The 13563-nt window shown below is 47.4% G+C and carries 13 protein-coding genes; 5 read left to right on the top strand and 8 right to left on the bottom strand.

What is annotated here, in order from left to right:
• Positions 1-220: 220 nt before the first annotated feature.
• The 7 genes from B5F77_RS10925 to B5F77_RS10895 all read right to left on the bottom strand — a co-directional run bounded on the left by B5F77_RS10925 (position 221) and on the right by B5F77_RS10895 (position 6892).
• Positions 221-1720 carry a lytic transglycosylase domain-containing protein gene (locus B5F77_RS10925; RefSeq protein WP_087330702.1) on the bottom strand — a complete coding sequence of 500 codons (1500 nt, stop codon included), beginning with the start codon at positions 1718-1720 and terminating at the stop codon, positions 221-223.
• An 8-nt stretch (positions 1721-1728) separates the two neighbouring features.
• A complete protein-coding gene (locus B5F77_RS10920) occupies positions 1729-2436 on the bottom strand; it encodes a DUF5683 domain-containing protein (protein ID WP_087330700.1) in 708 nt (235 codons plus the stop codon).
• Positions 2433-3320 carry a ParB/RepB/Spo0J family partition protein gene (locus tag B5F77_RS10915; RefSeq protein WP_087330698.1) on the bottom strand — a complete coding sequence of 296 codons (888 nt, stop codon included), beginning with the start codon at positions 3318-3320 and terminating at the stop codon, positions 2433-2435. Before B5F77_RS10915 ends, B5F77_RS10920 begins: the two co-directional genes overlap by 4 nt.
• A gap of 73 nt (positions 3321-3393) precedes the next feature.
• Positions 3394-4167, bottom strand: a complete 774-nt coding sequence (locus tag B5F77_RS10910) for an AAA family ATPase (RefSeq protein ID WP_087330696.1) — start codon at positions 4165-4167, stop codon at positions 3394-3396.
• Positions 4168-4622: 455 nt separating this feature from the next.
• Entirely contained in the window at positions 4623-5270 is a 648-nt protein-coding gene (locus tag B5F77_RS10905) for a porin family protein (protein WP_087330760.1), read from the bottom strand.
• A gap of 59 nt (positions 5271-5329) precedes the next feature.
• Positions 5330-5887: a DUF4468 domain-containing protein gene (locus B5F77_RS10900; protein WP_087330694.1), complete on the bottom strand. Its 558-nt coding sequence runs from the start codon at positions 5885-5887 to the stop codon at positions 5330-5332.
• 9 nt (positions 5888-5896) lie between these two features.
• Entirely contained in the window at positions 5897-6892 is a 996-nt protein-coding gene (locus B5F77_RS10895; protein ID WP_087330692.1) for a DUF4468 domain-containing protein, read from the bottom strand.
• Between the two features lie 170 nt (positions 6893-7062).
• Between B5F77_RS10895 and secDF the strand changes: the two genes are divergently transcribed.
• The 5 genes from secDF to B5F77_RS10870 all read left to right on the top strand — a co-directional run bounded on the left by secDF (position 7063) and on the right by B5F77_RS10870 (position 13203).
• Positions 7063-10074, top strand: coding sequence for a protein translocase subunit SecDF (gene secDF, locus B5F77_RS10890; RefSeq protein ID WP_087330690.1), 3012 nt, complete (start codon positions 7063-7065; stop codon positions 10072-10074).
• A gap of 292 nt (positions 10075-10366) precedes the next feature.
• Positions 10367-11236, top strand: coding sequence for a zinc ABC transporter substrate-binding protein (locus tag B5F77_RS10885; protein ID WP_087330689.1), 870 nt, complete (start codon positions 10367-10369; stop codon positions 11234-11236).
• Positions 11229-11984 (top strand): metal ABC transporter ATP-binding protein, encoded by a 756-nt coding sequence (locus B5F77_RS10880; protein WP_087330687.1) that lies wholly within the window; start codon positions 11229-11231, stop codon positions 11982-11984. Before B5F77_RS10885 ends, B5F77_RS10880 begins: the two co-directional genes overlap by 8 nt.
• A 32-nt stretch (positions 11985-12016) precedes the next feature.
• Positions 12017-12193 (top strand): hypothetical protein, encoded by a 177-nt coding sequence (locus B5F77_RS10875; protein ID WP_239446297.1) that lies wholly within the window; start codon positions 12017-12019, stop codon positions 12191-12193.
• Positions 12190-13203, top strand: a complete 1014-nt coding sequence (locus tag B5F77_RS10870) for an NAD(P)-dependent oxidoreductase (protein ID WP_087330683.1) — start codon at positions 12190-12192, stop codon at positions 13201-13203. The genes B5F77_RS10875 and B5F77_RS10870 overlap by 4 nt, the downstream gene beginning before the upstream one ends.
• 51 nt (positions 13204-13254) lie before the next feature.
• Here B5F77_RS10870 and B5F77_RS15735 read toward each other — a convergent pair whose 3' ends face one another.
• On the bottom strand, positions 13255-13428 hold the full coding sequence (locus B5F77_RS15735) for a hypothetical protein (RefSeq protein WP_162607988.1): 174 nt from the start codon (positions 13426-13428) through the stop codon (positions 13255-13257).
• Between the last annotated feature and the right edge of the window lie 135 nt (positions 13429-13563).

Below are 13563 nucleotides of genomic sequence, written 5' to 3'. Positions count from 1 at the left end.
AGAAAAAAAGCTTTGGGCTGTGTTTAAAAGGTTTCGGACAGTGACCGAAAGTCTCATTTGGTGCCAGCGACGGTTTCGGACAGTGACCGAAAGTCTCATTTGGTGCCAGCGACGGTTTCGGACAGTGACCGAAAGTCCCGCTGGTGCCAGCGACAGTTTCGGACAGTGACCGAAAGTCCCATTTGGTGCCAGCGACGGTTTCGGACAGTGACCGAAAGTCTTACCCTCTCGGGATTTTCAGGACTTGCCCGGGCTGGATGGTCGTTGTGCGGAGTTTGTTGGCTTTCCGCAAATCCTGCGCCGTGATACCCGGATATTGGGAGGCGATGGAATAGAGCGACTCGCCGGATTTGACCTTATGCGCAATGTATCCGTCCTGTTGCAAGGTCGCCGTATGGTTTTTCTTTGCATTCGATGCCGACTTTTCGCTCAGCAAGACACCTCCATTGTCGACATAAAGTTTCAATCGTTTGCCGCGTGGCAATCGGTTCGACGAGAGACGATTCCACTTCTTGATGTCACGCGCCGTCACGCCGTAGCGGTTCGCTATCGTGTAAATATTCTCGTTCCGAAGGACAATATGCGTGATTTGCTCGCGGGTGGCGGCACCGGGTGTCGCCCCTCCACTAACGGTAATCATATAATCCGGCAGGAGTTCCGCCTTGCGGTAGGCATAGATGGAGTCTTCGTGGTCGATGAAAGCATACGTCTGAGCAGCTGGGAGCTTCAGTACCGCCTCTTCTGCTGAATGACCGGGGACAATGTCGCGCTTATACTGAGGATTGAGGGCACGCAGTTGCGCCATATCCACGCCGAGCACGTCTGCCACTTGCTGCAAATGCAGGATTTTATGGATGTGAATCGTATCCGTGGCCAAAGGGATATCCGTTTCCAGCGGACAAAGATTGTGGTCGCAATAATAATTCATCACGTAATTGGCCGCGATGAAGAGCGGTACATACGAGCGCGTCTCTTTAGGCAGATAGGGGAAAATGTCCCAGAAATTCGTCTTCCCGCCCGATCGTTTGATAGCCTTGTTCACATTGCCCGGTCCGCAATTATAGGAAGCCATCACGAGACTCCAATCCTTGTAAATCGCGTACATGTCTTTAAAATATTCACAAGCTGCTTCGGTCGCTTTCACCGGGTCTCGACGGTCGTCGACCAAGCTATTAATCGTCAGCCCATACTGTTTGCCTGTCGGAAGCATGAATTGCCAGAGACCACAAGCTCCCACGCGTGAAAGAGCGACCGGATTCAACGCGCTCTCTACAACGGCCAAGTATTTCAGTTCCAACGGAAGCCCATGCTTATCCAATATCTTTTCAATAATCGGGAAATAATAGTCTGCCATGCCCAGCATGTAGCGCACCAGGCCGCGACGACGCTCGGTATACAAATCGATACAATCGCGTACCACATTATTATAGGGAAGCGGAATCATAGCCGGAAGACGCGAAAGCCGGTCGGCATACACCGAATCGGGGAAATAAACGTTCTCTTCATCGTCGTGGCAATAATCATCCCGTTTGGTGAAATATTGTACATGCCATGAACGCAACAAACTATCCACGTCGGCATCCAAACTTTCAGGAATCAAACCCACTTCCGCTTCTACAATCGAATCAGGTGAGAACGTCGTGTCTTCCTCTTCCGGAGCCGCCTCTATTGCTATATGACTACTACCCATCAATAAGCCGAAAAGAATCAATCGTTTCATCGTATCTGTTAGAATTTTAAACTCCAATTCACGCCATACATCCGCTCACTGTAAGCCGTACGAGGCGTCACCGTCGGAGACCAGTGCATGGATAAATCGGGGGTAATATCAAAATCGAACAATTGGGCATCCACATACGCGTCGATAATAGAAAGCGCATAGACACCCACCATAATAATAATGCTCAAGTCGCGATAACGCCGGTAGCGATCTTTCCCGCGTTGTAACAATTGCTGGAATTGGTCGTTGTTGATGTAATCTTCCGGATTAGCACTACTACTCAGAAAATTCTGCCAGCTATCGTGCCACTCGTCTGGCGTCAACGACGTATCCATTGAATCGTTTATGATATCGAAATAGGCCTGCGAATAATCTTGATACGTCTTATTATTCCACGTAATCGCGTATACGCATCCCATCAATCCACCATAAACAATAGGGAGTTTCCAAAACTTCCGATTATAAATCTGCCCCAATCCGGGCACTAACGCCAAAAGTACCGCTTTCTTTGGGTCTGGTTTAAAAGCCATCTCTATGGAATTAGGATAAGGTAAGGAATCAGCCTGTTGCACAACCGAACGGACCGTAGAATCAGCCGCCGTTTCCATCCGCGACGAATCTACGGCAATGACCTGCATCTCCTTATTATTATCTTGTGCATAGCTCCATACAGAGAGGCACATCCATATCCCAATTAACAGAATCCGGTATATCATTTGAGGGTATCCAATAGACTGATCAGCTTTTCCAACTCCTCTTCAGAAGCAAATGGAATCGTGATTTTTCCTTTTCCTTTTTTATTACAAACCAAATCTACTTTCGTCTGGAAGAAGCGCGAGAGATGTTCTTTCAACAAATTAAACTCTTCTGGGAGCGCCTCTTTCTTGGGTTTCTGCTCACTCTTCGAAGATTCAGGAAGTTCTCCACCATCAGAAATCGTACGCACCAGTTCTTCCACATTACGTACAGAAAGACCTTCCGCTAAAATTTGTTCGTAGAGGGCCAGCTGCACTTCCGGATCTTCGACTGGAATTAACGCACGGGCGTGTCCCATATCTATACGCTTATCTTTCAAACCCACCTGAATCTCGGCCGGCAACTTCAAGAGACGAAGATAATTGGCTATCGTCGCACGCTTCTTCCCGATGCGGTCGCTCAATTGCTCTTGGGTCAAACCATAATTTTCTATCAAACGTTGGTATGCCAAAGCGATTTCAATGGCATTCAAGTCTTCCCGCTGGATATTCTCAATAAGCGCCATTTCTACCACATTATCGTCGGCCGCCGTGCGGACATAAGCCGGAATAGCTTGAAGTCCTGCCATTTTCGAGGCACGATAACGCCGTTCGCCGGAGATAATCATATACTGCTCCGGCCCTATTTCCTTGACCGTAATCGGCTGAATAACACCCAGTGCGCGGATAGAGGCAGCCAGTTCGCCGAGCGTTTCTTCATCAAACACCGCACGCGGCTGCTCCGGATTGGGCTGGATTTTATCCAACTCAATCTCGTTAATAGACGACGAACCGCCCGTTTTCACGTCGTCCATCGTAATTAAAGCATCCAATCCTCGGCCCAGAGCCGATCTTTTCAATACCATATTATCCGTCAAAATTAAAAGCTAAAAATGAACAACGTGCGTAGACGTGCTTCATTTTTAGGCTAATTATTAATTATTCGTTTCCTTTATTCTTGTCAATCAGCTCTTGGGCTAATTGCATATAATTGAGCGAACCCTTCGAATCCGCATCATAAAGCAATACCGGCTTGCCATAACTGGAGGCTTCGCTTAGCTTCACATTGCGCTGAATAACGGTCGAGAAGACCATCTCTTGGAACGGACGCTTCACTTCTTCGTATATCTGGTTGGCCAAACGAAGACGCGAATCGTACATCGTCAAAAGAAAACCCTCAATCTCTAACGATGGGTTCAGCTTCGACTTGATAATCTTGATTGTATTCAACAATTTACTGATACCTTCCAACGCAAAGTATTCGCATTGAACCGGGATAATGACCGAATCTGCCGCCGTAAGCGCATTCACCGTAATCAATCCCAACGAAGGCGAACAATCAATCAAGATGTAATCATAATCCGTCTTAAGCGGCACCAACATCCGTTTCAATATCTGTTCGCGCCCTTGTATGTTTAACATCTCTATTTCGGCCCCTACCAAGTCGATGTGCGAAGGCATGACATCTAAGCCATCCACTTCGGTATGCACAATCGCATCCTCCGGTTTTTCGCCATTAATCAAACATTCATAAATGGAAAGTTCCACATTCCGGATATCAATACCCAGGCCAGAGGAGGCATTTGCCTGCGGGTCTGCGTCAACAACCAGTACTTTCTTTTCCAAAGCGGCCAGCGATGCGGCCAAGTTGATTGCGGTAGTCGTCTTGCCTACGCCGCCTTTCTGATTTGCTAAAGCAATAATCTTTCCCATATATTTCGTTAACCCTAATTTATTCAGGGTGCAAAGCTAATCAATTAAAACCAAAACCGCGTATTTTGGTTGAAAACTTATCGGCTTTGTTGATAACTTACCTGAACTGTTGAAAACGTGCAAATATACAACTTTTCTTGTTTATAACTTGTGAATATGGGTTCAAATCTTCCAAACTCCCTACTCAAACCTCCAAACAAGGCGAGAAAAATTCCCGAATCAACGGACAATTCTCCACGTATCGACGATATTTATACAAATATCGTCGATATTTGTGTATCTTTAGGCTAAAGATATATAAATATCGACGATGCGTGAAGAAAAGATAGGCAAAAAAGGAAGTTTTCATCGCTTGGTTAGGAGATTTTCTCCGGGGCTTTTGCATAAAAAACCGCCTCTTCCTGGAAGAGACGGCCTGTGATTAAAATTACGCGTAGCTAAAAATAGGAAAATCGCTAAAAGCGATAGCCTAAATTAATCTGCAAGACACTGTTACGGAATGAATCATTCCAACCTTCCCATTCGTCGGCATCAATGCCTAAATCCGAGAAGTCGGCTTGCTTTAAAGCATGTGTCAATCCGATATTATAGTTAATTGCGATGTTCAATCCCATATCAAATTGATAGCCTGCACCGATACCGATGGAAAAATCGAACGTGTTTACGGCATCTTTGATATCAATATTGTCGCCTGAACCTTCGAAATCGCGCGCATCTACATTGACACTACTATGGACATTGAACCCAAATTGCGGACCGGCAAAGAGGTGAAAGCCTTCGTAGACGTAATATTTCGCGTAAATAGGAATATTGATGTAATCCATATCAAAGGTTACATCACCTCCGACACGCATATCTCCCATGCCGACATAAGAAGACGACCGCGTCCCTTGCATCGAATAATAGACACCGGGTTCGATAGAAAAACTATCAAATACAGGGAATTCAGCCGCTACACCTACATTCAATCCCGGTGCCATCTTGCCTTCCGAGTTCGTCAAGTTAGCGAAACTCATTCCAATCTTCGGCATGAAATGAAACTCTTGCGCTTGTACAAAAGGAAACGTAAGAGCGACCCATAGTAAAATCAAAAACTTTTTCATATGCATTCTTCTTTAAAACCATTTGTTGATATAACAACCCAAGTCCGCAAATGGTTCAACTATTCCTCTGCATCTTCGTCCAACGAGTTGAAAACTTCCCCAAAAAGGTTCTCGGCAAAGAAGTAAGTCGCATCGCAAAAGAGGCGCGGGTTCTTGATTTGGGTAATCTTATTGCCCTTACCTTCGTCTGCAATCACCTCTTCAGCCGGTATATTGCGGTACTTTTTCTCTTGATTGGGGTCGTATTGGTAAGTAATATCGGTCAAGGTCGCCTGGTACTTGCCCTCTTCACAAAGAATAGAAAGCTTGTAGCTGACGATGGTTTTCTCCGTATCGCTCAGCAATAATTCCACCTTCGAGCTTACAAATACCGTTTTCTTCTTTTTATTCGTCACGACATTCGAGAGGAAAATATCTTTGGCATAATTCTTTTTCGCCCAACGACTAATGCCTTCGTAGATTTTTTGTTGGCTCATGCCGTCCATATCCACCTCGTCGACGTAGCACACCTTACCCTCTTTCATTGGTGCACATCCATCGACTTTGCCTTTACTCCCCTGCGCCACAACCAGCGCAGGAAGTAAAAGCATACCTATATATAATATAAACGTCCGCATGCAATTTGATTATTTAACCCAGACATGGAGCACTTCGCCGACAATGGTCGTTCGTCCGCCCTCTTGCGTCTCACCCTGTTTGCTACATTCTATGATCATCCAGACAGCATCGTCCGACGAGAATTGGAGCGTATATACCTCTCCGTCTTTTACCTGTTGGCTAAATTCACCCTCAGCATCTACCGATACCGAAGCGATATTCTTGCCAAACATATTGCCAAAACCCTTCCATTCTGCACCTAAATCCGTGATATTGTTGTCCGCCATCTTAATACGCAACGTGCTCTTCGGCATTAATTGTTTCAAAGTAGAAGGGATGCTGGCGACATCCATCGCGGTAAATCCAGCAGGTGATGCCTGTGATTCGTTGGATTTATCGTTATATTTGGATTCGTTTACCGCTGTATTGGCCAGAGTAGCCTTCTCTTGAGGCGCAGGTTGCACTTGGACATCCGATTGTCCGAAAGCTTTTGCGGCACTCTGGAAGAGTTCATCGGCAAAATCAATTGTCTTACGGCGGAATTTACCCGTAATACGATTCAATTTCGTTTCGTTACGTAAAGCATATTTATCTACAATCCACTCTTCTGCCACATAGCGTTCCGGGTCACGCTGGTAAGAAACGTTATACTCGTAACGGATATTGGTCAGTTCAATCGAACAAAGCGCATCCGCCGTCCGAATCCGTACTTGATACGACATCAACGCACGGTCTAATGAAAGTACCGTACTGGAAAAGACAATATACTCTTTCCCTGTAGCGGCGAGTTCTCCCGCCTCCGGATTTTGATACGCCACGCGCATATCTTCGCCCGTGAAACGTTGGTTCGCCCAAGCTAAGGCTGTTTCATACACTTGTTGTTTTGTCTGATTCGGTACTTGAATCTCTTTCGAGAATACGACTTTGCCGTTTTCGACCGGCACTGCGCCCGCCAGATATTTCTCATCATCTTGAGCCCAAAGCAATAACGGGCATAAGGCGAGTAAAAGTAATAGCTGTTTCATGAAATAATACAATTAAATTTTTCGCCAAAGATAAATATTTGCTTCCTGAATGAAGCACTTATTTGGGAAATAATTATTCTAATTACTCTTAATCAGGAAAAAAAACTCTATCTTTGCAGCCTGAGAAAAAAGGCGAACAAAATAAGTAATAACAAAAATAATAAGTTCAGATGCAAAACAAAGGATTTGTGAAAGTCTTCTCCGTGTTGCTGACGCTTGTTTGCTTGTTTTACCTATCGTTCTCGTTTATAACGAATTGGTATAACAAAAAAGCGGCAGACTATGCCGGAGGTGACCCTGTAAAAGAGAGTCAGTATTTAGACTCGCTATCTACTGAAAAGGTATGGTTGGGCTATACGCTCAAAGAATGCCGAGAGATGGAAATTAGTTTAGGTTTGGACCTGAAAGGCGGTATGAACGTCGTACTGGAATTGAGTGTTCCGGATGTTGTCCGCTCGTTGTCCGACAATAACCCGGACGAAAATTTCAACAAGGCGTTGGATTTGGCGTACGCACATCAAGCCACCAGCCAAAAAGATTTTATCGATTTATTTGCCGACGAATACAAGGCGTTAGTACCGGGTGGTCGGTTGGCTACAATTTTCAGTACATTCGATTTAAAAGACAAAATTACACCGCAGAGTTCCGATGCACAAGTCATCTCCGTGTTGAAAGAGGAGTTGCAGAGCGCTATCGACAATTCATTTAACGTATTGCGTACGCGTATCGACCGCTTTGGTGTGGTTGCCCCAAACATCCAACGTTTGGAAACGGCCGGACGTATCTTAGTCGAGCTTCCTGGTGTAAAAGAGCCGGAACGTGTGCGCAAATTGTTGCAAGGTAGTGCCAATTTGGAATTCTGGGAGACATATAAATTACCGGAAATCTACCAGCAATTGATCGCCGCCGATGCTGCTTTGGCCAATATTTTGTCAACCAGCGCAGAAGCGGATTCAACCCAGGCGCTTGTAGCCAAAGCGGATTCGGTGACGGCTCCGAAAGAAGCTACCAGCGAAACGGATTCGTTATTAGCACAGATTCAAGATTCGCCGGAGGCTACACAACAAGACCAAACAGCAGAAGAGTTTGCGAAAGAGCATCCGTTGTTCGCTGTCTTGCAACTCAACCAATATAACGGGCAATTGGTACCCAGCCCTATCGTTGGCTATGTAAAGTCTTCGGATATGGCGAAGGTAACGGAATACCTCAACATGAAGCAGGTAAAAGACGCCCTGCCCCGTAACCTCTCGTTGAAATTCGGCGTGAAGGCTATCGATGAAAAAGGCCAGTTCTTCGAATTATATGCTTTGAAAGTGACAAACCGCGACGGTTCGCCAGCTTTGGGTGGTGATGTGGTAACTGATGCACGTGCAGACTTCAGCCAACAACCCGGACGTACGGAACAGGTCGTTAGCATGACCATGAATGCTGAAGGAGCAAAAGCTTGGGCGCGTCTGACCAAAGAAAACGTGGGTAATGCCATTGCGATTGTATTGGACGGTATGGTTTATTCTGCGCCTAATGTACAAGGCGAGATTCCAAACGGACAATCTTCTATCACCGGTCATTTCACGCCGGAAGAGGCCAAAGACTTGGCAAATGTGTTGAAATCAGGTAAGATGGCGGCTTCTGTACATATCGTACAAGAAGATGTCGTAGGTCCGTCGTTAGGACAAGAAGCTATCAACGCCGGTTTCATCTCGTTCGCTATCGCGTTGGTATTATTGATGCTTTACATGTGTGCGTTTTATGGCGTATTGCCGGGTTTGATTGCCGACGGTGCGTTGATATTGAATATCTTCTTCACGATGGGTGTCTTGGCTTCGTTCCAAGCCGTATTGACGTTGCCGGGTATTGCCGGTATGGTGCTTACGCTGGGTATGGCGGTCGATGCCAACGTGTTGATTTACGAACGTACGAAAGAGGAACTCCGGGCGGGCAAAGGTCTGAACCGTGCCATTGCCGATGGATATAGCAATGCCTTCTCGGCTATCTTCGACTCGAACTTGACTTCTATCATTACGGGTATTGTCCTCTTCTACTTCGGTACAGGTCCTATCCGAGGTTTCGCCACGACGTTGATTATCGGTTTGTTGGCAAACTTCCTGACAGCCGTATTCTTGACACGTATCGTATACGAATCACTCTTGGCGAAGAACAAGCTGAACCATGTAACTTTCGTGACAAGCATTACCAAGAACCTGCTTCGCAATCCGAAGGTGAACTTCTTAGGTGCTCGCAAGGTGGGTTATTTAATCCCGGTAGGTATCATCGTATTGGGTGCTATTTCGATGGCTACGGTAGGTTTGAACAATGGTATCGACTTCACCGGAGGTCGTAACTATATCGTGCGCTTCGACCAGAATGTCAATACAGAAGAGGTACGCAATATGTTGGAACCGCAATTGGATGGGGCTGTAAGCGTTATCACGATCGGTACGCCCGACCAAGTCCGCATCTCGACCAACTACCGTATTACGGATACTGACCCGAACGTAGACCAAGACATCGAATCGAAGCTATACGAAGGTTTGAAACCGCTTTTGGGTGATGGCGTGACGCTCGACCAGTTCACGAGCGACTACGTGCAAAGCTCGCAAAAGGTAGGTCCGTCGATGGCGGATGACATTAAGAATGCAGCCTTCCTGGCCGTTATCTTCGCCATGGTTTGTATGGCTGCTTATATCTTGTTACGCTTCCGCGATGTATCCTTCTCGGTCGGCGCCTTTGCTTCTGTAGCAGTGGCTACACTCTGTATCATTGCTTGTTATTCGTTGTTATGGAAGTTCATGCCCTTCTCGATGGAGGTAGACCAAACGTTCATTGCAGCTATTTTGACGATTATCGGTTATTCGATTAACGATACCGTGGTGGTGTTCGACCGTATCCGCGAGACCATCCAGCTTTATCCGAAGCGAGACCGGTATCGCGTCATCAACGATGCCCTGAACTCTACGCTCTCGCGTACATTCAATACATCACTCACGACTCTTATCGTGGTGCTTTGTATCTTCATCTTGGGTGGTAGCACCATCCGTAGCTTTACGTTCGCGATCTTGTTGGGTATCATCATTGGTACCTACTCGACGTTGTTTATCGCCACACCGATCGCTTACGAAATCCAAAAGCATCGCATCAAGAAGTTAGGCGATAAAACAGATTTAACGGCAAACGAAGAATAAACTGTTTTTATATTTACGTTTTAAGATATAATTAATGTGTTTAGGCTGCGCTCTTGTGAAAGACCGCAGCCTTCTTTTTTTCCTCCTACCTTCGTAGTAATACTCCTACGGTACCCACAGTTGTACTCCTACGACACCCGTAGGAATGCTCCTATGGCATCCGTAGTAACGTTACTATGCCGCCCGTAGCTATACACCTCCGGGTAGCGGAGAAAAGGTATGTACTTATCCGGCTTGGGCATTTCATATTCCAATTTTTCTCCCTACCTTTGCGCGAAAGGATTTGGACGAAATGAAGTATTTACCAGTATTTATTTGGATATTAGGGTTATGGGGTATATTGACCTCGTGCCACACGGCTACACACGAAGAACCGCTGATTTCCGTAACCATCGAACCGCAACGCTATTTTGTAGACCGGATAGCCGGTGGAACGTTTCGGGTGAATTGCCTCACGCCATCGGGACAAAGTCCTGAGACATACGACCCAACGCCGCAACAACTTGCCGAAGTAAGCCAAAGCCAAGCTTACCTCCGCATCGGACACATCGGGTTCGAACAGGCTTGGATGAAGCGATTGGAGGAACAAAATCCACACATGCACGTATTTGACCTTTCTGCCGGTATAGACCTGCTTGAAAACCAGGAAGCGCAAGAGGCAGACGGGCATTCCCATGGGGCTACCGACCCGCACGTATGGACCTCTTTCCACGGAGCACGCGTGATAGCAGCCAACGTCCGCGACGCGCTGAGCACGTTAGCACCCGCACATCAAGCGCTTTATCAACAACACTATGATTCTCTTTTAGTCGATATAGCGCAAACGGAGGCGGAGGTACGCCATCTGTTAGCTCCTTTGCAAGGGACGGCCTTTATCATTTACCACCCGGCCCTCACCTATTTCGCACACGAATTCGGGTTGACGCAGCTCTGTATTGAGCTGGACGGAAAAGAGCCTTCGCCGGCTCAATTGGCTACGCTTATCCAGACCGCACGCGAGCAACAGGTGCAGGTCGTTTTCATCCAACAGGAATTCGACCAAAAGAACGCGGAACTGATTGCAAAGGAAACAGGTTGTCGCCTGGTGCGCATCAATCCGCTGGCCTACGATTGGAAAGAAAGTATGCTTCAATTGGCTAAAGCATTGACAGAAAATGAATAAGTTGATAGAATTAATACACCTCACTGCTGGATACGACCGTAAGACCGTCTTGCGGGATATTTCGCTAACGGTCTACGAACAGGACTTCCTGGGTATCATCGGCCCGAACGGAGGCGGCAAGACCACCTTGCTGAAAGTCATACTGGGGTTATTAGCTCCTCAAGCAGGAGAAATACACCGGAAAGAGGGTTTAAAGATAGGTTATTTGCCTCAAATGAGCCAGATAGACCGTCGTTTCCCGATTTCGGTACACGAAGTCATTGCCTCCGGACTGGCTGCCGAGAAGCCTCGTTTCCGGGGATATAATACAGTCCAACAGCAACGCATCGAAGAGGTTGTCTGCCAAATGGGACTGGAAGCCTTGGCACATCGCTCGGTTGCCGAACTTTCCGGCGGCCAATTGCAACGCGTATTGTTGGGACGCTCGATTGTCTCCCGCCCGGAATTGTTGATATTAGACGAGCCGAACTCGTATGTAGACAAGCGGTTCGAATCGAAATTCTACCAACTGCTGGAAGAGATTAACCACGAGAGCGCGGTCGTATTGGTTTCGCACGATATAGGTACGGTGTTGTCGATGGTCAAGAACATTGCTTGCGTCAACGAGACGCTCCATTACCACGCAGGGACCGATATTGCCGCGGACTGGCTGGACCAGAATTACGCCTGTCCGATTGAGTTGGTCGGGCATGGTAACCTGCCGCACCGCGTATTAAAGAACCATCCATCCGCTCCACACGAACCATGACCGCCCCGCTTGCTTTCATAGGATTACCTGAAATGGGGTACATCGTCGGCATAGCCGTCATTTTGTTTGGATGCAAGGCGGTCTCGCAAAACCCATTCATCAGTAAAAAGCAGAAGGTGCTTTGGATGCTGACCATTGTCGTCCTCAACTGGATTGGGTTGCTTTGGTATTATTACATCTATTATATAAGGAACAACGAAGAAGAATGAACAAGAAGATATTGATTACAGGAGCCAGTGGCTTCATTGGTGGCTTTTTGGTAGAGGAAGCCTTGAAACGAGGGTATGAAGTATGGGCCGGTATCCGGGCACATAGCAGCCGGGCTCGTTTGCAAGACCCGCGCATCCGCTTCATCGAGTTAACGTATCAAGAGGAAACGACGCTGACCGAACAGTTGGCGGCATTCCGCAAGGAGCATGGCGGCTGGGACTATGTGTTGCATAACGCCGGCCTGACCAAAACGCCCGACAAACGCCAATTCTTCGAGGTGAATGCCGAGCATACGCGCCGTTTCCTCCAGGCTTTGGCCCAAGCGTGTCCTCCCCGAAAGTTCTTGCTGATGAGCAGCCTGAGCAGCTTCGGCATGGGCGATGAGATACACTTCACGCCTATTCGCCTGACCGACGAGCCTCATCCGAATACCGCTTATGGGAAAAGCAAACTCTTGGCCGAACGTTATGTCCGCAGCCAGACTGCTTTTCCCTATGTCATTCTCCGTCCGACGGGCGTATATGGTCCGGGTGAGCGGGATTATTTCCTCGAAATCCAGAGCATCCAGGCTGGATTCGATTTCACCGTGGGGATGACGCCGCAACGCATCACCTTCATTTATGTAAAAGACTTGGCACGCGTAGCGTTAGATGCGTTGGAGAAAGAGGATATCCGAAACCGGGAGTATTTTGTGGCGGATGGCGATGTGCATACCGATGCTTCTTTCGCCCGGCTTATCCAAGAGTTGCTGCCCAAGCGGCACGTCTGGCATGCCCGTATCCCGATGCCCTTGGTGCATCTCGCCTGCATCCTGTTAGAACGCATCGGAGGCTGGATGCACAAAAGCGTCACCCTCAACTCCGACAAGTATTATATCTTAAAACAACGGAACTGGATATGCGACATCACTCCGCTCCAACGCGACCTGCATTTCCAAGCAGCGTATGACCTTCGGAAGGGATTGACGGAAACCCTCGCCTGGTATCGCGCGCAAGGATGGCTTAAATAATAAGGAAGACACGACCACAGACCGCAGGCCTCGCTCTGCTTCGACTCACGGCTACAGGAAGATTGCGCCTCTTCGAGGCACGGTATAGGTAATAAAACAGTCCTCGTAGAGGGCTTCTGTACATAGCTGCCGGTCGAAGCGGAGCGAGGCCTGCAGAAACGAGTGAACCGAATGGAAAGAGCCGTGCGCCATGCCTCGCTCCGCTTCAATCGGTTCTGTTTTCACCGACTTGTTACCTATATTATATAGTATAACCAAGACTACGTCAATAGTATTCCTTGGGAAGGCTTGGGGGCTTGTGTTTTAACAGATAAAGTGTTAAAATAGCACAGCATTTGGTATAAAAAGAATGGGGACGGA

This window comes from Parabacteroides sp. An277, from assembly GCF_002159645.1.
Lineage (GTDB): Bacteria > Bacteroidota > Bacteroidia > Bacteroidales > Tannerellaceae > Parabacteroides.
This window is presented reverse-complemented; position numbering and strand designations above follow the sequence as displayed.